The following is a 16,101-nucleotide window of genomic DNA, read 5'->3' as shown; positions in this document are numbered from 1 at the left end:
CACAGCCCGGACCGGCATCTTCCGGCAAGCGCCGTAGACTCTGGGAGCGAGGCTGGAACATGACAGAACGAGGAACCCGAGGATGCCTGCCGGGAGGGTCGGGAGCGCGGGGAGCGGCCTGAAAAAAGAATCTGCCGGTGCGGCCCTCGCGCTACGAGCGAAAACTCGTACCGGGCAACTTGATGCCTCGGAACAGGCAGGCATCCATGGCCGGCAGACCAGTGCAATGGGTTTGCCGGCCACGGCCGAACGGTGGGAGCGCCCTCGCCCCGATCAAGTCACCAGCTGGTTGATCTCGATGATCGGCAGCAGCACCGCCATGACGATCACCAGCACCACGCCGCCCATGACCACGATCATCAGCGGCTCCAGCAGCGCGGTCATGCCCATGGCCCGGCGCTCCAGGTCGCTGGACAGGGTCTGCGCCGCCCGCTCGAGCATCGGCGGCAAGGCGCCGGTCTTCTCGCCGCTGGCGATCAGATGGATCAACAGCGGCGGGAAGACCTTCTCCACCCGCAGCGCCGCCGCCAGGTTGGCACCCTCGCGGACTTTGGCCGTGGCCTCGCTGACGCTCTGGCTCAAACGGTCGTTGGACAGGGTCTGGCGCGCCGCCTCCAGGGCCCGCAGCAACGGCACGCCGGCGCCGCCGAGGATCGCCAGGGTCGAGGCGAAGCGTGCCGTGTTCAGGCCCAGTACGAAGCGTCCGACCAGGGGCAGGCGCAGGATCCGGCTATGCCAGCTCAAGCGGGCCTGGGGATTGCGCAGGTAGATCCGCCAACCCCAGAACCCGGCCACCAGGGCGGCGAAGCACAGGCCACCCCAGGCGCGGATGAAGTCGCTGGCGGCGAGCATCGCCAGGGTCAACCCCGGCAGGTCCTGGCGAGCCTGGGAAAAAGCACTGACCACCTGGGGCACCACGTAGCTCAAAAGAAAGATCACGATGCCGATGGACACCAGGCCCACCACCCCGGGATAGATGAAGGCCGTGAGGATCTTGCCGCGCAGGCCGTTGCGTTCCTCGATGTAGTCCGCCAGCCGCTCCATGACCTGGGCCAGGTCGCCGGACTCCTCGCCGGCGGCGATCAGCGCACGGTAGATTTCCGGAAAGTCCCGGGGCCTGGCCGCCAGAGCCTCGGCCAGGCGCATGCCGCTGCGCACATCGGCCCGCACCGCGCTCAGGGTCTGGGCGATGTGCTTGCGCTCGGCCTGCTCCACCGTGGCACTCAGGGCCGCCTCCAGGGGCAGGCTGGCCCCCAACAGGCTGGCCAGTTGGCGGGTGGCCCAGGCCAGGTCGTTGTCCGAGAGTTTCGGGCTGAACATGCCCCCTGCCCCGGCCGCGCCCTGGTTGCCGTCCAGTTGCACCTGCAAGGCCGTCAGGCCACGGCTGCGCAGGCTGGCGAAGGCCGCGCTCTGGCTGTCGGCCTCCAGGTGCCCGGATTCGATCTTGCCGAGGCTGTCGGCAGCTTCGTAGCGATAGCGATTCATCAGGCGTCCCGTGTCACACGAAGGATTTCTTCCGGCGCGGTGGCGCCGCTGCGCACCCAGCGTTCGCCGTCCTCGCGCATGCTGAACATCCCGGCGCGCCGGGCCGAAGCGCGCAACGCCTGCTCATCGGCGCCCTGGTGGATCAGGCTGCGGATATCGTCGTCGATGCAGAACAGCTCATGGATCCCGGTACGCCCGCTGTAGCCGATCTGGTTGCAGGCCGGGCAACCCACCGGACGCCAAGTGCCGGGGTTGGCCGGATCAGGTTCCTTGCACTGGTTGCACAGGCGCCGCACCAGGCGCTGGGCCAGCACGCCGAGCATCGACGAGGCCAGGAGGAACGGCTCGACCCCCATGTCGATCAGGCGGTTGACCGCCGACACCGCATCGTTGGTGTGCAGGGTGGCCAGCACCAGGTGCCCGGTAAGTGACGCCTGGACTGCGATCTGCGCGGTCTCCAGGTCACGGATCTCGCCGATCATGATGATGTCCGGGTCCTGGCGCAGGATGGCGCGCAGGGCCAGGGCGAAGGTCATGTCGATCTTGGCGTTGACCTGGATCTGGCTGATGCCCGGCAGGTCGTATTCCACCGGGTCCTCCACGGTGAGGATGTTGCTGGTGCTGGCATCCAGCCGGGCCAGGGCCGCGTAGAGGCTGGTGGTCTTGCCGCTGCCGGTGGGTCCGGTGACCAGGACGATGCCATGGGGCTGGCGGATCAGGCCGTCGAGCCGGGCCAGCAGCGCCGGGTCCATGCCCAGGGTCTCCAGTTGCAGGCGCCCGGCCTGCTTGTCCAGCAAGCGCATCACCACCCGCTCGCCATGGCCGGTGGGCACCGTGGAGACGCGGATATCGATGGGCCGCCCGGCGACGCGCAAGGCGATCCGGCCGTCCTGGGGCAGGCGTTTCTCGGCGATATCCAGCTGGGCCATGATCTTGATCCGCGACACCAGGGCACCATGCAGCGCCTTGCGCGGCGAAACCACGTCACGCAGGGTACCGTCGACCCGATAGCGCACCACCGAGTGGGTCTCGTAGGGCTCGATATGGATATCACTGGCCTCGTCTCGCGCTGCCTGGGTGAGCAAGGCGTTGATCATGCGGATCACCGGCGCACCATCCTGGGTGTCCAGCAGGTCGGTGATCTCCGGCATGTCCTGCATCAGCCGGTCCAGGTCCACCTCGTTCTCCGCCGCGCCGACCACCGCCGCAGCGCTGCCGGTGTCGGCGTAGGCGGTGGCCAGCAGGCCGTCGAGTTCGTCGTCGCGCACCTGTTCCAGGCGCGCCGGGCCGAACTGGCGGCGGGCCTCGGCGATGGACCAGCCAGGGGTCGAGGGGCACACCAGCAGCACCGCGCCCTCCTCGTCGTGGCGCAGCAGGATGCGCTGGGATTTGGCCCAGGCGTAGGGGAGCTGGGAGGTCATCGCCAAACCTCCATCCGTCCAGGAATCCCTGCACGAAGCAGGCTATGACTCAGACCTGGTGCCTGGCTCATTGCACTGGTACCGCGCGAATGGTGGCCCGTACGCCCTGGGGCGCGTCCTGCAACGACACCGGCTGCGCCCCGGGGATCGCCTTGGCCGCCGGCGGCAGTTGCGGCAGCGGCATGTCCGGCATCGCCCAGCTGTGCTCGGGCTGCAACTGGCCCTGGGCCCGGCGCATGAAGTCATAGCGGTTGAGGGTGATGCTGCGCCCCGCGCCGCTGTCACGAATGATGTAGGGCCGCAGGAACACCATCAGGTTGGTCTTGTTGATGCTCCGGCTTTCGTTGCGAAACAGCGCTCCCAACCCGGGAATGCTCGACAGCCACGGCACTGCGTCGTTGCTCTGGGTGTAGCCATCCTGCAGCAGGCCGCCGAGCACCATGATCTGCCCGTCGTCGAGCAGGATGCTGGTGTCGATCGCGCGCTTCTGGGTCACCGTGCCGGCCGCCACCGAGGCCCGCGCATCGATGCTGCTGACCTCCTGGTAGATATCCAGCTTGACCGTACCGCCCTCGGAAATCTGTGGCCGCACGTTGAGCTTGAGCCCCACTTCCTCGCGCTGCACCGTCTGGAACGGGTTGTTGCTGTTGCCGCCACCCCCGGTGACATAGCTGCCGGTGACGAAAGGAATGGTCTGGCCGACGAAAATGCTCGCGGCCTCGTTGTCCAGGGTCAGAAGGTTCGGCGTCGACAGCACGTTGGAGCCGCCCTTGCTCTTGAGCGCCCGGGCCAGGACCTTGAGGTCCAGCACCTTGCCGATCCCCGGGATATCCACGGTGCCATTGACCACACCGATGTTCAGGCCCTTGGGCAACACATCGATGCTGGTCTTGCTGCCCGGGTTGCCGACCACGCCGCTGCCGCCGAGGTTGACCCCGCCAAAACCACCCTTGCCCCCCAGGTTGCCGGCCTGCCACTGCACGCCGAATTCGTTGGCGTCGTCTTCGTTGACCTCGACGATCAGGCTCTCGATCACTACCTGGGCCCGGCGCTGGTCCAGTTGGTCGATCACTTCCCGCAGGTTGCGATACAGCGGGTCCGGCGCGGAGATCAGCAGGGTATTGGTGGTGGCGTCGGCCTGGATGGTCACGCCACCGGCGCTGAAGGCGGTGTTCTGGTCATTCTGCTGGCCATTGCTACCCAGGCCGCTGCTACTGCTGCCGCCCTGGCCGTAACCCTTGGTGGCGCCGCTGCTGCCGTTGCCCAGGCTGCTATTGCCGGAGGTGCTGGCGCTGCTGCCGGTCTGGCTGCTGCCCTGGCCGCTGCCGGTGCTGGCACCCATGCCACTGAGCATGGCCCGGGCGCCATCGTTGCCGCCGCTGTCGCTTTCCCCGGTGAGCAGGCCGCGCAGGGCCTGGGCCAGCTTGCCGGCCTGGGCATTACGCAGGTACACCACGTGCAGGTTGCTGGGGTTGCTCTGGGCGTTGTCCAGCTTGTAGATCAGGTTGCGCGCCAGCTCGGTGCGCTCGGGGCTGCCGGCGCGAATGATGATGGAATTGGAACGCGGATCGCCGATCACGCTGATCTTCTGGGTCTGGTCGCTGCCCTGGCTTTCCAGCAGCTCGGAAACCATGGTGGCGATGTCCACGGCGATGCCGTTCTGCACCGCCACCACATCGGTGTCGATGGCGCTGGGGGTGTCGATGCCATTGATGATCTGCGCCACCCGCTGCAGGTTCTCGGCGTAGTCGGTGACCACGATGGTGTTGTTGCCCGGATAGGCGTTGATCGGGTTGTTGGGCGAAACGATCGGCCGCAGCACCGGGATCAGGTTCACCGCGTTTTCGTATTGCAGGCGGAAGGTGCGGGTCAGCATGCCGTTGCCGGCCGGCTTGTCGGCACTGTAGATCGGCCCGCCCAGCAGCTTGGCATCGGCCTCGGGCACTACCTGGGCCACGCCGCCGACGTCCACCACGCTGAAGCCCTGCATGCGCAGCGCCGCCAGCAGCATGTCGTAGGCCTGGTGCGCCGGCACCTGGCCCTCGCTGACCAGGGTCAGGTTGCCCTTGACCCGTGGATCGACCAGGAACTGCTGGCCGGTGGAGCGGGACAAGGCCCGCACCACCGCCTGGATGTCGGCCTCGACGAAGTTCAATTGCACTGGCTGGTCACCCAGTGGATTGCGCGGCACGCTGGTGCTGCGCGGCGTGGCCTGGGCACGACTGTTGGTCACCGGATGCAGCACCTTGGGCCGCTGGGCCTGTTGGGCCTGCAGGCGCTGGCGGTCGGCCAGGGCATCGCCACCGCGCCGGGTATCGGCCAGGGGCTGGCCCAGTTCGCTGTCCACCAGCGTCGGCTGTGGCGGGGTGGACTGGGTGGTGCTGCAGGCCCCCAGCGCCAGCAGCAGGAAAGGTGCGGCCTTGCGACACTGGCGCACGTATTTGGAACCTGACCACTTCATGAAGCTTCCTTAGCGCCCTGCGCCTGATCCATGCGAACGGTCCCGGACAGTGTGCCTGCCGAGTCATCGGCGGCGGCCGTGCCTGCGCGTTGCAGGCGAGCCTCCACCACCTGTAGCGAAAGCTGCCTGGGCGAGCCCAGCAACCAGCCGACCACGGCATCCGCCGGGGCCTGCTCGAAGGTCAACCGCCAGCTCTCGGGGCCGGCTTCATCGCTCTGCTGCAATTGGTAGTGATCCTTGAGGCCAGCCCCGTCCAGGGTCTGGCGCAAGGCCTGTTCCAGATCGGCTCCAGCCACCTGGCCCGGGCCCGCCGCCACCTCGTGCAACAGCACTTCCAGGGCCTCGGCCTGGGACCGCAGCTTGGGCGTCTCGACCTGCCAGTAGTCGATCTTGCGCAGGGCCGGCTGGATCAACAGCGACCAGCTCAGCAAGGCCAGCAGGCCAGCGGCGGTGCCGGCCAGCAAGCGCTTCTCGCGCAGGGCCAGGCTGCTCCAATAGGCCCGGGCGCGGGTTCGCAGCGCGCTCCAGCGAGCCCGGTACTGTGCCAACAGGGCTTTATTCATCATCGTCGCCCTCCGGGGTTTCCATGGCGTCGGCGGAACGCGCGCCAGCAGGAGCCAGGGTCCAGCCATTGGCCTCGCGCTGGACGCTGTAGCCGGCCTGGGTCAGTGCGCCCTGCCAGCTGTCATCGGTGACTCGCGGTGCATCGGGCAGCATTTCCAGCTGCAGGCGCTCCTGGGCATAGCTCAGGCTCTGGACACTGCCGACCATGAACGGCATGGCGCTGGCGGCCTGCTGCAACAGGCTGGCAAAACCCTGGGCCGGATCCCCCGTCGAGCCGCTCTGCCGAGCCTCCAGTTGCTGGCGGGCCTGCTGCAGTGGATTGAGCACCACCGGCAACTCGGGGAACACTTGGCGCACCCTCTGGTTCATCTGGGTCTTGAGTCGTTGCCCCTGCTCCGCTTCACGTGCGGCATACAGGTTCAGGCCCAGCACCCAGACCGCCAACGCCAGGGCGCAGCAGCCCAGGGCCCGGCCCCAGCCCTTGGCCGCGACACGCCCGGGCAACGCCCCGACATGCAGGCTCCAGGCCGGGACAGCGCCGTTCCAGCGTTGCTCGGCCGGCTGCTGGGCGATCCCCGCCGGCGCCTGGTCACCGATCCAGGCCAATTCGCCAGCCGTGCCGCACAGCTGCTCCAGGCTGGCCGGCAAGGCGCCGTCCGCGTCCTGCGCCAGCAGCGGTTGAACGCTGCCCAGCGCCAAGCCATGCCGCAGGACCAGCAAGCCATCCACGGCACACAGGTTCAGTTGTCCGGGCGCCGGTACCGCCAGGGCATAGGGCGCCGGGTACAGGCCCTGCAGCTTCAGGCCGGCCTGTTCCAGCCAGCGTCCCAGGGCCTGCAACGGCTCCAGCGGCAGCCAGCCCAATGCCACTTGGCCGTCGGCCTCACGCGGGCCGTGGGCTATATGCATCAACTCGATGGGACCGAGGATCAGCGCCTGGGCGGCACAAGCCACCGCCGCCTTGATTCGCGCCGGCGGCAGTTGCGGCAACTCGATGCTGGTCAACAGGCTGTCCTGGGGGTGCAGGAAACACTCTACCGGCAGTGGCTTGGCGCCTTTGCCCATGGCCCCCAGTTGCTCCAGCGGGCAACGTCCGCTGGCGCTGACCCGGCCATGGCGGTCCAGGCGGGCAAAATCCACTGGGTGCTGCACCGGATAACCGGCCTGGCCCAGCTCAGCCAGGCTCGGCAAGACAATGCGCAAGCGGCTCATACGCCCACCCGCGACCAGATCACCTGGGGCATGCGGTCCTCGGGGCGGTGCAGCAGGGCTTGCAGGCTGACCCGGCGCTGGTCGCGGCGAGCCTGGCCCTGGAGCAGGAACCATTCGCTGGTGATGCCGACCCGCACTTGCTCCACCGCCACTTCCGGCATGCGCAGGCGGTTGACGAAATCACCACGGTTGATGAACCAGTGCCCGGCGTCGCGCTCGGCCACCAGGGCCCTGGCCCGCGACAGCGCCAGGCCCGGCACCACCGCCGCCAACACCTCGGCGGTAGCGGTATTGCCGTTGACCCAGGTATTGCCCGGCAAGATGCTGACGTGCTGGGCCAGGCGCAGCAGCAAGGCTTCGCTCATGCCCGACAGCCCCCGCAGCTCTTCCACGCTGCGCAGCATCGGCTGCCGAGCCGGCAGCACCCGTGCCTCGGCACCGGGCGAGGTCAGGCGACCACTGTCGAAGGTGCCACGGACCTTGGCAGCACTGTCCGGGCTGTCCAGGCGCTGGGGGTAGGAAGCGATCACCCGCTGGCTGATGCGCCGGCCCAGGGCCGAATCGATGCCGATCAGTTGGCACAGCTGTTCGAACCCCTGCAACTGCACCGCATCCACCTGCCCCTGGAACACCAGGTTGCGCAGGTTGAACTTGCCCTGCTGGTCTTGCAGGCGCCCCTGAAAGGAGCCGTTGAACCCACCCAGCGCCTGGTCGCCAATGGGCCGCGCCCAGGGCTGGTCGAGGCGCGTCAGGACATCGCGCTGGCGCGCATCCCAGAGCAGTTGCCGGCTGTACTCAAGCCCACCCTGCAACACCGCGCTGCCCACCACCCGCCCCTGCTCGGCCTCCACCGTGCGCATGAAGGACGTCTGGCGGGTGAGCATCGCCGCGGCGATCACCGCCACCACTGCGGCGATCAGCAAGGCGCTGATGATGGCCATGCCACGCTGCTTCGCCACACTGGGCGAACGGCTGTTCATGGCCGGCTTACAACTGCCAGGAGCCGATGTCGGCATTCACGCCTTCGCCATCGGGCTGGCCGTCGGCGCCGAGGGAGAATACGTCCACCTCGCCGTTGGCCCCCGGGTTGAGGTAGTGATAAGGATGCCCCCAGGGATCGTTGGGCAAGCGCTCCAGGTAGGAACGCCAGTTGCTGTCCTTGGCATTGGCCGGGCGTTCCACCAGGACCTTCAGGCCCTGGTTCATGCTCGGATAGCTGCCATGGTCGAGGCGATACAGCTTGAGCGCCTGCATCAGACCGGCGATGTCCTGCTTGGCCGCAGTGGCACGTGCCTGGTCCGGACGATCCAGGACCTTGGGTACCACCATGACGGCCAGGATCCCGAGGATCACCACCACCACCATGATCTCGATCAGGGTGAAACCGCGCTGGGCACGGCTGCCCCAGGTCCGCGAGCGCCATGCCGAACTGCCGCCGGCGTCCTGGCATACCACACCACAAGCTTCCTGCTCCTGGCCTGGCGAGGCGATCTCCTGGCCTGCCGGCAACGCTCCGCAGGCTTGGGGTGGGGACGTTTCATGCGCGATATCCATCTCGACATTCCTTGGCTTGAGTTCGATTCGTCGCGCAGTGTTGCAAGAAGATATGTCAGTGGTATTGAAAAACCTCGGGAGTTTCGGTCGCCATTCCGTCAAGCCCGCGGGCTAGTCTGCGAGGCTGTTTCCCGGTTTCGAGCAGCCCATGCGAGCGGTGTCCAAACAAGCTGGATTCACCCTGATCGAGGTCCTGGTAGCCCTGGCCATCATCGCCGTGGCGATGTCGGCGGCAGTGCGCGTGGCGGGCCTGATGACCCAGGGCAACGGTTTGTTGCGCGACAAGTCCCTGGCCCTGCTGGCGGCCCAGAGCCGCCTGGCCGAGCTGCGCCTGGAGGGCAATCTGCATCCGGGCCTGAAGAATTTCGAATGCGACCAGGGCCGGCTCAAGCTGCTTTGCGAGCAGGCGATAGTTCCCGGCATTGCGCCGGGCCTGCTGCGGGTCAGCGTGCAGGTACGCGACCGCAGCCGTGAGGCGCCACCCCTGGCACGGCTGGAGAGCCTGGTCAGCCGGCCACAGGCGCCGCGCCAGTGAGGCTCAGCGGGTCAACCGTGGCAGGGCTGGCGAGTCCGGCAGCTTGCTGACCTTGACCCGCGATTGCTCGCCGCCGCGCTCGATGAGCACGCCATCGGCCTCGATGGCAGCCAGGCGCACGCCCTGGGTCAGCCGTTCACCGGCGAGGAAACTGCGCGCAGGCCCGTCGTTGAGGCTGAGGATGGCCACCGCCCCCCGGGCCCCGGCCATGACCCCGGAGACCTTGATATCCACCTGCGCCGGCTGGTTGGCGAACCACTGCAGGGCCGGGCTGTCGGCACGTGCGGCGAGCACCTGGGGCGCGGCCGTCGGCGTCTGGGACTCGGCCGGGGTCAGCAGCAGCGACGACCAGGTGGCGACACCGGCCAGGGCCGCCAGCAGGGCCGTGTACTGCAATAGCCGGGGAGCTGAAGAAGGGTTGAGCATCGCGCGTAGCATGGGCAGGACCTCCTGTTTGTCCGTCCCCGCAGCCTACAGCTCAATTCTCACGGTTTTATTTCACTGGACGATCATCTGCCTCGGGCAGTCTGGACCCATCGCCAAGGAGTGCAACGTGATGCAGAGCGGCAAGCAACAGGGGTTCACCCTGATCGAACTGATGGTGGTGCTGGTGATCATTGGCATCGCCAGCGCCGCCGTGGGCCTGAGCATCAAGCCCGACCCGCTGCAACAACTGCGCAAGGACGCCGAGCGCCTGGCGCAACTACTGCAAGTGGCCCAGGCCGAAGCCCGCACCGATGGCCGGCCCATCACCTGGCGGGCCAATGCCAAGGGGTTCGCCTTCGACCGCCCGGCCGATGGCGGCAGCGGCGTCGACGACTTCCGCCATGACAGCCAACTGCGCCCGCGCCGTTGGGATACCGCCGCCATGGACGTGCGCATCGAGCCGCGCCAGCGCCTGGTGCTCAATGCCGAATGGATCAATCCACCGGTTCGGGTCGTGTTGTCCGATGGTCAGCATAGCTTGTGGGTGGAGCGCACGCCGGCCGGCCAGTTGCGCGTGGTGGAGCAGCCATGAACAGTCGCCAGGAAGGTTTCACTCTGATCGAGGTAATGGTGGCGATCATGCTCATGGCGGTGGTCAGCCTCATCGCCTGGCGCGGCCTGGACAGCGTGAGCCGGGCCGACGCCCACCTCAAGGCCGGCACCGAGCAGACCGAGGCGTTGCTGCGGGCGCTCAACCAGCTGGACCGCGACGTGGCCCAGCGAGCCGCCATCGAGTTGCGCGAGCCGCAGCTTGGTGAAAGCGAGAATGCCGAACCCGAGACCCCGGCGCCCCTGAGCGTGCGCAGCTCCGACAGCAAGGGTTTTCGCCTGGAAGTGATCCGCAGCGCCGCCACCTCTGGCGAAGGCCTGCAACGGGTGCGCTGGTGGCTCAAGGGCGACACCCTGTACCGCGCGGTGGCCGAGGCCCGCGATCGCTACCCGTTGCCGGCGCCGCGCGACGGCGTGGCGGTGCTGGAGCGGGTCAGCGATCTGCAGGTGCGTGTGTGGAACCCGGACAAAGGCTGGCGCCAGCTCAGCGGCAACCGCCAGGACAACCCCGCCGGCCTGGAGATCCGCCTGGTGCGCCAGACGCCCCAAGGCGAAGAACGCTACCGCCAGGTACTGGGCCCGCTGGATTGAGCCCGCTCCTGGAGCACTTGGCGGACACCGGCGGCGGTTCAGATCCGTCGAGATCTACGGTCGCGTAGCGGATATCGGCGGCAGCTCAGGCCGAGCGCGGAGACGGTATCAGCTGAGCAGGACCACGCCGCCAGGCAACTCGGTGCACTTGGCGCCATAGGCGTCGCGGATCAACAGCGCCACGCCGGCCAGTTGATCGAGGTTGAAACGCGCCTGGACCTTGCGTTTGCCGAGCTCGGCATTGAGCAATACCAGCATCCCGGGACGGTAGCGGTTGATCTCGCGAACCACGGTATCCAGCGTGGCGTTGTCGAACACCAGCACCTGCTCGCGCCAGGCGATCACCGCATGGGGGTCCACCGCCACTGGCTGGCCCACGCCACGCTCGTCGTAGGTCAGCTGGCGGCCGCTGTCCAGGCGAATGCTGCGCCCGGCCACCTCTACCTGCAGACTGCCCTCGATACAGGTCACGCACACCTGGCGCTCGGTATTGCGCAGGTTGAAACGCGCCTGGCGCGCGCTCAGCCAACCTTCCCCGGCCTGGACCTTGAGCGCCTGCCCGCCCTGGCTGAAGACCTCCACCTCGCCCTCCAGCAACTCGATGCCCTGCTCTCCCGCCGCCAGTTCACGGCGACTGATACGGGTCTGGGTGTTGAGTTCCAGGCTCACACCATCGGCCAGGTCCACCCGCCGTTGCTCGCCGACCTCGGTGGAAAAATCCGCCGTGAGCCCGGCAAAACCGCCGGGCACCGTAATGCGCACCATGAACAGTGCCGCCGAGGCCGCCAGCGCGCCGCCGAGAAAGGCCCGGCGCCCAAAAGTCCGGAAGCGTGCCTGCTGTTCCAGGCGCTGGGCCGCCGGCTGCAAGCCATGCCACAGCGTCTTGGCCTGCTCGAAGGCAGCCGCGTGTTGCGGGCTCTGCGCGCACCACTGGCGCAGCGCCCGGGCGTCGGCCGCGGTGGCCCGGCCCGACGTCAGGAGGACCAGCCAGTCCCGGGCTTCGCTCAGCAGTTGCTGGTCCGCCGAGGCCCGGGGAGAAGAAATGCTAAAGATGTTCAAGCGCGCAGATACTCACGGATTGATCAGGGACTCTTTGTCTAGGACGGTTTTCCGGCCCCGGGACCGAACCGCTGAATGACTTTTCTTTCAAGACGCAGGGCGCAATGCCCCAGGGCGGCCTTGAGTTCCTTCTCCACCATCCGTGTGGAAATGCCGAAGCGCTGGGAGATTTCCAGGTGCGGCGCCTCTTCCAGGCGCGCAGCGATGAAGATCCGCCGGCGGCGTGCCGGCAGCTCGTAGAGGGCCTTGAGCAGGATCTGGATTTCCTTCTGGCCGCCCACCACCCGGGAAGGGTCCAGGGCCTCGTCGGCGACCTGCAGCAGCTCCTCGACCTCCTCGCCGGTGAGCAGGCGAGCGTCGGACTGGCGCCGGTCGGCGGCGATGTTCAGGGCCATGCGATACAGGTAGGCGTTGGGTTGGGCGAGGTTCGGCGGCTCTTCCATGCGGTCGACCCGCAGGTAGGTTTCATGCAGGACATCGTTGGCCAGGTCCTCGGATCCCAGGCGCCTGCGCAAGCGCACCCGGAAGTCCTCGTAGGACGTCAGGAACAGCCTGACCATCGCACTGTGCCCGGTGTTCTTCATACCCCGGAAGCTCCTTCCCATTCCTTGCAATCCATGCGTTTCCCTGTCGTGTCCGGTACCAAGAGTAAGGTCAGCGGCTGGCTCAACGAGCTGGGCGCCTGACGCTCGACGCGAATCTGTGCCAGGCGCTGCACCAGCGCCTCATCCCGTTGCCAGTCGCCGGTGCTGCCGACCAGGCGACTGTGCTGCACCCTGCCATCGGCCCCCACCCACAACTGCAACAGCGCCCTGAAGCTGCCCGGCCGTGTCAGCGGCGAAGCGCACAAGCTGCGCTCCACCGCCCGCTGCAAGGCCGTGGCATAGCTGCTGTTGAGCCGCGCCCCGCGCCCGCCGCCCGCCGCAGGTTGCGCCGCCGGCTGGTTGGCCGGCGGCACTTGCAAGGTGAAGGCGTCGCTACGGGCGTAACGAGCCATCAGGCCACTGCCAGCCAGCAAACGGCCGAGCCCCTCGCGAGCGCTGTAGCGCCCCTTGACCCCCACCGAGCGCCGGCCTCGAGCCAATTCCCGGTCCACCAGTACCGCCATCCCGGTGGCACGACTGAACAATTCCAGGGCCTGGGCCAGGTCCTGGGCCGGAATATCCAGCGCCAGCAGGGCCTGGGAATCGACCCGGGGCGGCCCTTGCGGACTGTCCTGGGCCCAGCTTTCGGGCACCTGCAGCCACAACGCGAACCCCAGCACACAGGTCGCCAAGCTCCCGTGCAATGAAGTCCATCGCCCGACCTGCGCTCTGCGTCGCTGCACTGCCTTCCAATCCCTGAAAAGCGTCATCCTGAGGCCAGTTTATGAATCTGGTGTTACGGCCATGGCAAAAAAACCATCACTTTTTCAGCACGGTCTTTGCTCTACACTCGGTCGATATCGAAGCCCGCTTTCCCGGGCCAGCCAGGAGGCCCTCATGAACCGATTCAGTCTTTATGCCGCAAGCCTGTTGCTCAGCGTCCTGCCTTGGGTGGCCCAGGCCGAGGAAGCGCGCGAGGGGTGCGTGGAGGTCAGCGTCGGCGGCTACAAGGCCCCCGACTACAACTGCCTGAGCCGGCAGATGGGCAACGACCCGCAAGCGGCCAAGGCCGCCCAGGCCAATGCCGAGGCGATGCGCAAACCGGTGGAAAAACGCCCGCCGAACCAGCTCGGCCTGTCGACCCCGGCCGCCACCGGCGTGCGCATGGGCAACACTTTCGGCAACTCGGTCACCCCGCAACAGCGTCCTTGAACGGCCAGAGGCTAGCGCCAGTAGCTCAGGCCGCCCACTGCCCGGCCACTTGCCGCAGTTCTTGCCGAGCCCGTTCCAGGGCTTCGCTGCGCGCCTCGGGGTTGGCGAACTGCAACGGCTGGGCATCGACGAACCGTGGATCCTGCACGCCGATGAAGGCAAAGGCGGCCCGCAGCGCCGGGGTCAGCGCATCCATCCAAGCCATGGGAGTGCCCGGGCGCAGGTCGGCGCCACGGCTGGTGAGGAACAGTACCTTCTGCCGGTTCACCTGGCCGACGATCCCGTCCGGGGTGTTCAGGTACGTCAGCTCGGTACGGGTGATGGCATCGATGAAGGCCTTGAAGGTCGAAGGCATCGACCAGTTGTACATGGGCATGGCGAACAGGCAGGCATCGGCCTGCAGCAGGCGCTGACACAAGACATCGGATGCGGCCAGGGTCTCGCGCATCTGCGGCGTGCGGGCCGCCGGCGCGGTATAGGTAGCGATGGCGAACGCCTCGGTGACGGCCGCCGGAGCCTCCCGGGCCAGGTCCAGGTAGTCGATTTCCAGGTCCAGCCCCTGCTCCTGCAACTGTTCGATGAAATAACGGCCCAGGGCACGGGAGTTGGAGCGCTCGCCCTTGGCGCTGGCGTCGACGTGAAGCAACTTCATGGGAATACCTGTATCGCAGAAAACAAGGAGGCCAGCGCGAACGCTGGATGACTGGCCGACCCCGCTGGCGGGCGATCCTGGCAAGTCCTTGTTGCGGTATCGGCGCCGTACAGGCTAACGGCCGCCGCGACATTGCCCTATAGCCAATCCACGGGATTCAGGGCAGACCACTCTCGAGCCGGATACTTATACCCACCTCTAACTTGGCGCCGACTAGATTGCGCGACCATGTTCCGCAGCAGTTCAGCAAGCAGACAGTCATGTTGCTCTATGGTGTCGGACCGATGGCCACCGCATATTTGTGTATTCCGGAAGTAACGAGCGCATGAGCAACTTGATGAGACAGGTCAGCCAAAGACCTTGCCTGAGTATCTTTCTAGTAGCGCTTGCGCTGTTCATGGGCTTGCAATACAAGCCTGGAATTCTCAACTACACCACGCGCTTCGTCGACTTTGCCGACTATATGCTCCAGCACGGCATGACGCTGTTTCCCATTGCCGATGATTTGCAGCCCTACCCCGACTACACCATCGCCAACACTTTTCTCATCTACTTGTCCTCACTGCCTTTCGGCCGCCTGTCGATACTGTCGATGGGCCTGCCTTATTGCGTCAGCGCGGCACTGATCCTGGTCTTCATCTACAAACTGGGAGCGCTGCACGACAAGCAATGGGGCCTGTACGGGGTGCTCTTTGCACTGCTGACCTGGGGGTTTCTGGATGCGGTCAACTCGCTGGCGCTGGATGTCTATCCCGCATTGTTCAGCGTGGCGTGCTTCTACCTGGCCTACTCCGGCCAGTTGAAGCGCCGGCCCTGGCGCCTGGCCCTGGTATTTGTCGGGCTGGCCCTGGGCTTCATGTTCCGCGGCCCCATCGGCCTGATCGGCCCGGCGATCGTGGTGGGCGGCTATTACCTGCTGAGCCGGCAGTGGCGCAAGCTGTTGCTGTTCGGCCTGGTCTCGGGCTTGCTGCTCATCGTCGGCGTGGCCTTGCTGGCCTTTGCCGCCCATGTACAGGGCGGCCCGGCCTTCATGCACGAAGTACTGATGATGCAGGGCCTGGAGCGGGTCTCCAGCAATCACAAACCTCGCTACTACTTCTACTTCACCGGTGGACTGATCACCTATGGCGTCACGGTGTTCTTCGCCCTGAATGTCATCTTCAGGAAGTACAAGACATTCTTCGGCGCCCAGCGCCAGGTCGATAGCGAGTTGCTGCTCTACCTGGCGCTATGGTTCGTGGCGCTGATCCTGTTCTTTACCATCCCCAACTCGAAGAAGGCGCGCTATATCGTTTCCATCACCCCCGCCATCGCCTTGCTGGCCGCCTATATCTTCGTCGACAAGAACGATATGTTCGCCCGCGCCAGGAACTGGCTATTGGGGTTCTGCCTGAAGTTGCCCGCCATTGGCGCCGGGCTGGCCGTGGCGGTGTGGATATACAACTTCTACGGTGCCAAGCCGTTACAACCGAACTATCTCGGCGTATTCGCAAGCTTTGTCGTACTCACCGTGGTGCGTTACTTCATCGACCACAACTACTACGTACATCCCCATCGCCAATTGATCGTCCTGGCATATGGTGTCGCGGCCTTTCTTGCCCTGGATGCGTTCTTCTTCAACCCCATCACGTTCCACCAGGAACTGGCCATAGAACCGACACCCAAGTTCCTGCCCTACTGGTTCTGGTGAGCTTGTCCCGGCTGGCTGGCAGCCGGACAACTACACGAAAGGCCAC

At 66.5% G+C, this 16,101-nt stretch carries 17 protein-coding genes; 5 read left to right on the top strand and 12 right to left on the bottom strand.

The features are described from left to right. Positions 1 to 273 precede the first annotated feature (273 nt). From gspF to gspG, 7 genes are all read right to left on the bottom strand, one after another. Positions 274 to 1,485 carry a type II secretion system inner membrane protein GspF gene (gene gspF / locus C4K40_RS13380; RefSeq protein ID WP_053129059.1) on the bottom strand — a complete coding sequence of 404 codons (1,212 nt, stop codon included), beginning with the start codon at positions 1,483 to 1,485 and terminating at the stop codon, positions 274 to 276. Next, on the bottom strand, positions 1,485 to 2,906 hold the full coding sequence (gene gspE, locus C4K40_RS13375) for a type II secretion system ATPase GspE (protein WP_022644113.1): 1,422 nt from the start codon (positions 2,904 to 2,906) through the stop codon (positions 1,485 to 1,487). The genes gspF and gspE overlap by 1 nt, the downstream gene beginning before the upstream one ends. A gap of 67 nt (positions 2,907 to 2,973) precedes the next feature. Beyond that, on the bottom strand, positions 2,974 to 5,367 hold the full coding sequence (gene gspD, locus C4K40_RS13370) for a type II secretion system secretin GspD (RefSeq protein WP_022644112.1): 2,394 nt from the start codon (positions 5,365 to 5,367) through the stop codon (positions 2,974 to 2,976). Further along, a complete protein-coding gene (gene gspM / locus C4K40_RS13365) occupies positions 5,364 to 5,930 on the bottom strand; it encodes a type II secretion system protein GspM (protein WP_053129056.1) in 567 nt (188 codons plus the stop codon). The genes gspD and gspM overlap by 4 nt, the downstream gene beginning before the upstream one ends. Continuing rightward, positions 5,923 to 7,143 carry a type II secretion system protein GspL gene (gene gspL / locus C4K40_RS13360; protein WP_053129054.1) on the bottom strand — a complete coding sequence of 407 codons (1,221 nt, stop codon included), beginning with the start codon at positions 7,141 to 7,143 and terminating at the stop codon, positions 5,923 to 5,925. Before gspL ends, gspM begins: the two co-directional genes overlap by 8 nt. After that, a complete protein-coding gene (gspK, locus tag C4K40_RS13355) occupies positions 7,140 to 8,123 on the bottom strand; it encodes a type II secretion system minor pseudopilin GspK (protein ID WP_022644110.1) in 984 nt (327 codons plus the stop codon). Before gspK ends, gspL begins: the two co-directional genes overlap by 4 nt. A gap of 7 nt (positions 8,124 to 8,130) precedes the next feature. Continuing rightward, the gene (gspG, locus tag C4K40_RS13350; RefSeq protein ID WP_053131290.1) at positions 8,131 to 8,598 is read right to left on the bottom strand and encodes a type II secretion system major pseudopilin GspG; all 468 of its coding nucleotides are present in this window, start codon (positions 8,596 to 8,598) and stop codon (positions 8,131 to 8,133) included. A gap of 247 nt (positions 8,599 to 8,845) precedes the next feature. Between gspG and gspI the strand changes: the two genes are divergently transcribed. Continuing rightward, on the top strand, positions 8,846 to 9,232 hold the full coding sequence (gspI, locus tag C4K40_RS13345; protein WP_053129051.1) for a type II secretion system minor pseudopilin GspI: 387 nt from the start codon (positions 8,846 to 8,848) through the stop codon (positions 9,230 to 9,232). 3 nt (positions 9,233 to 9,235) lie between these two features. Here gspI and C4K40_RS13340 read toward each other — a convergent pair whose 3' ends face one another. Beyond that, on the bottom strand, positions 9,236 to 9,670 hold the full coding sequence (locus tag C4K40_RS13340) for a type II secretion system protein N (protein WP_022644107.1): 435 nt from the start codon (positions 9,668 to 9,670) through the stop codon (positions 9,236 to 9,238). Positions 9,671 to 9,788: 118 nt separating this feature from the next. Between C4K40_RS13340 and gspH the strand changes: the two genes are divergently transcribed. Then, entirely contained in the window at positions 9,789 to 10,250 is a 462-nt protein-coding gene (gene gspH / locus C4K40_RS13335) for a type II secretion system minor pseudopilin GspH (RefSeq protein WP_022644106.1), read from the top strand. Further along, on the top strand, positions 10,247 to 10,858 hold the full coding sequence (gene gspJ / locus C4K40_RS13330) for a type II secretion system minor pseudopilin GspJ (RefSeq protein ID WP_053129048.1): 612 nt from the start codon (positions 10,247 to 10,249) through the stop codon (positions 10,856 to 10,858). Before gspH ends, gspJ begins: the two co-directional genes overlap by 4 nt. Positions 10,859 to 10,966: 108 nt before the next feature. Here gspJ and C4K40_RS13325 read toward each other — a convergent pair whose 3' ends face one another. From C4K40_RS13325 to C4K40_RS13315, 3 genes are read right to left on the bottom strand one after another with little or no spacing between them, the layout of a single operon-like run. Beyond that, positions 10,967 to 11,917, bottom strand: coding sequence for a FecR domain-containing protein (locus tag C4K40_RS13325; protein ID WP_022644104.1), 951 nt, complete (start codon positions 11,915 to 11,917; stop codon positions 10,967 to 10,969). Positions 11,918 to 11,955: 38 nt separating this feature from the next. Continuing rightward, a complete protein-coding gene (locus tag C4K40_RS13320) occupies positions 11,956 to 12,501 on the bottom strand; it encodes a sigma-70 family RNA polymerase sigma factor (RefSeq protein WP_053129044.1) in 546 nt (181 codons plus the stop codon). Further along, complete coding sequence (locus tag C4K40_RS13315) at positions 12,498 to 13,193, bottom strand: STN domain-containing protein (protein ID WP_306108871.1); 696 nt, start codon at positions 13,191 to 13,193, stop codon at positions 12,498 to 12,500. Before C4K40_RS13315 ends, C4K40_RS13320 begins: the two co-directional genes overlap by 4 nt. 205 nt (positions 13,194 to 13,398) lie before the next feature. Between C4K40_RS13315 and C4K40_RS13310 the strand changes: the two genes are divergently transcribed. Next, positions 13,399 to 13,713, top strand: coding sequence for a hypothetical protein (locus C4K40_RS13310; RefSeq protein WP_022644101.1), 315 nt, complete (start codon positions 13,399 to 13,401; stop codon positions 13,711 to 13,713). Between the two features lie 25 nt (positions 13,714 to 13,738). Here C4K40_RS13310 and C4K40_RS13305 read toward each other — a convergent pair whose 3' ends face one another. Next, on the bottom strand, positions 13,739 to 14,365 hold the full coding sequence (locus C4K40_RS13305; protein ID WP_022644100.1) for an FMN-dependent NADH-azoreductase: 627 nt from the start codon (positions 14,363 to 14,365) through the stop codon (positions 13,739 to 13,741). A gap of 325 nt (positions 14,366 to 14,690) precedes the next feature. Between C4K40_RS13305 and C4K40_RS13300 the strand changes: the two genes are divergently transcribed. Beyond that, positions 14,691 to 16,055, top strand: a complete 1,365-nt coding sequence (locus C4K40_RS13300; protein ID WP_053129042.1) for a glycosyltransferase family 39 protein — start codon at positions 14,691 to 14,693, stop codon at positions 16,053 to 16,055. Positions 16,056 to 16,101 lie beyond the last annotated feature (46 nt).

It is taken from the genome of Pseudomonas sp. CMR5c (assembly GCF_003850545.1).
GTDB lineage: Bacteria > Pseudomonadota > Gammaproteobacteria > Pseudomonadales > Pseudomonadaceae > Aquipseudomonas > Aquipseudomonas piscis.
This window is presented reverse-complemented; position numbering and strand designations above follow the sequence as displayed.

Bases quoted from the DNA above. Each gene is read 5' to 3' on its own strand.
- C4K40_RS13310 (WP_022644101.1), top strand. From the start codon at position 13,399: ATGAACCGATTCAGTCTTTATGCCGCAAGCCTGTTGCTCAGCGTCCTG.
- gspK (WP_022644110.1), bottom strand. From the start codon at position 8,123: ATGAACAGCCGTTCGCCCAGTGTGGCGAAGCAGCGTGGCATGGCCATC.
- C4K40_RS13300 (WP_053129042.1), top strand. From the start codon at position 14,691: ATGAGCAACTTGATGAGACAGGTCAGCCAAAGACCTTGCCTGAGTATC.
- C4K40_RS13340 (WP_022644107.1), bottom strand. From the start codon at position 9,670: ATGCTACGCGCGATGCTCAACCCTTCTTCAGCTCCCCGGCTATTGCAG.
- gspL (WP_053129054.1), bottom strand. From the start codon at position 7,143: ATGAGCCGCTTGCGCATTGTCTTGCCGAGCCTGGCTGAGCTGGGCCAG.
- gspD (WP_022644112.1), bottom strand. From the start codon at position 5,367: ATGAAGTGGTCAGGTTCCAAATACGTGCGCCAGTGTCGCAAGGCCGCA.
- gspE (WP_022644113.1), bottom strand. From the start codon at position 2,906: ATGACCTCCCAGCTCCCCTACGCCTGGGCCAAATCCCAGCGCATCCTG.
- gspJ (WP_053129048.1), top strand. From the start codon at position 10,247: ATGAACAGTCGCCAGGAAGGTTTCACTCTGATCGAGGTAATGGTGGCG.
- gspI (WP_053129051.1), top strand. From the start codon at position 8,846: ATGCGAGCGGTGTCCAAACAAGCTGGATTCACCCTGATCGAGGTCCTG.
- C4K40_RS13305 (WP_022644100.1), bottom strand. From the start codon at position 14,365: ATGAAGTTGCTTCACGTCGACGCCAGCGCCAAGGGCGAGCGCTCCAAC.
- gspH (WP_022644106.1), top strand. From the start codon at position 9,789: ATGCAGAGCGGCAAGCAACAGGGGTTCACCCTGATCGAACTGATGGTG.
- gspF (WP_053129059.1), bottom strand. From the start codon at position 1,485: ATGAATCGCTATCGCTACGAAGCTGCCGACAGCCTCGGCAAGATCGAA.
- gspM (WP_053129056.1), bottom strand. From the start codon at position 5,930: ATGAATAAAGCCCTGTTGGCACAGTACCGGGCTCGCTGGAGCGCGCTG.
- C4K40_RS13320 (WP_053129044.1), bottom strand. From the start codon at position 12,501: ATGAAGAACACCGGGCACAGTGCGATGGTCAGGCTGTTCCTGACGTCC.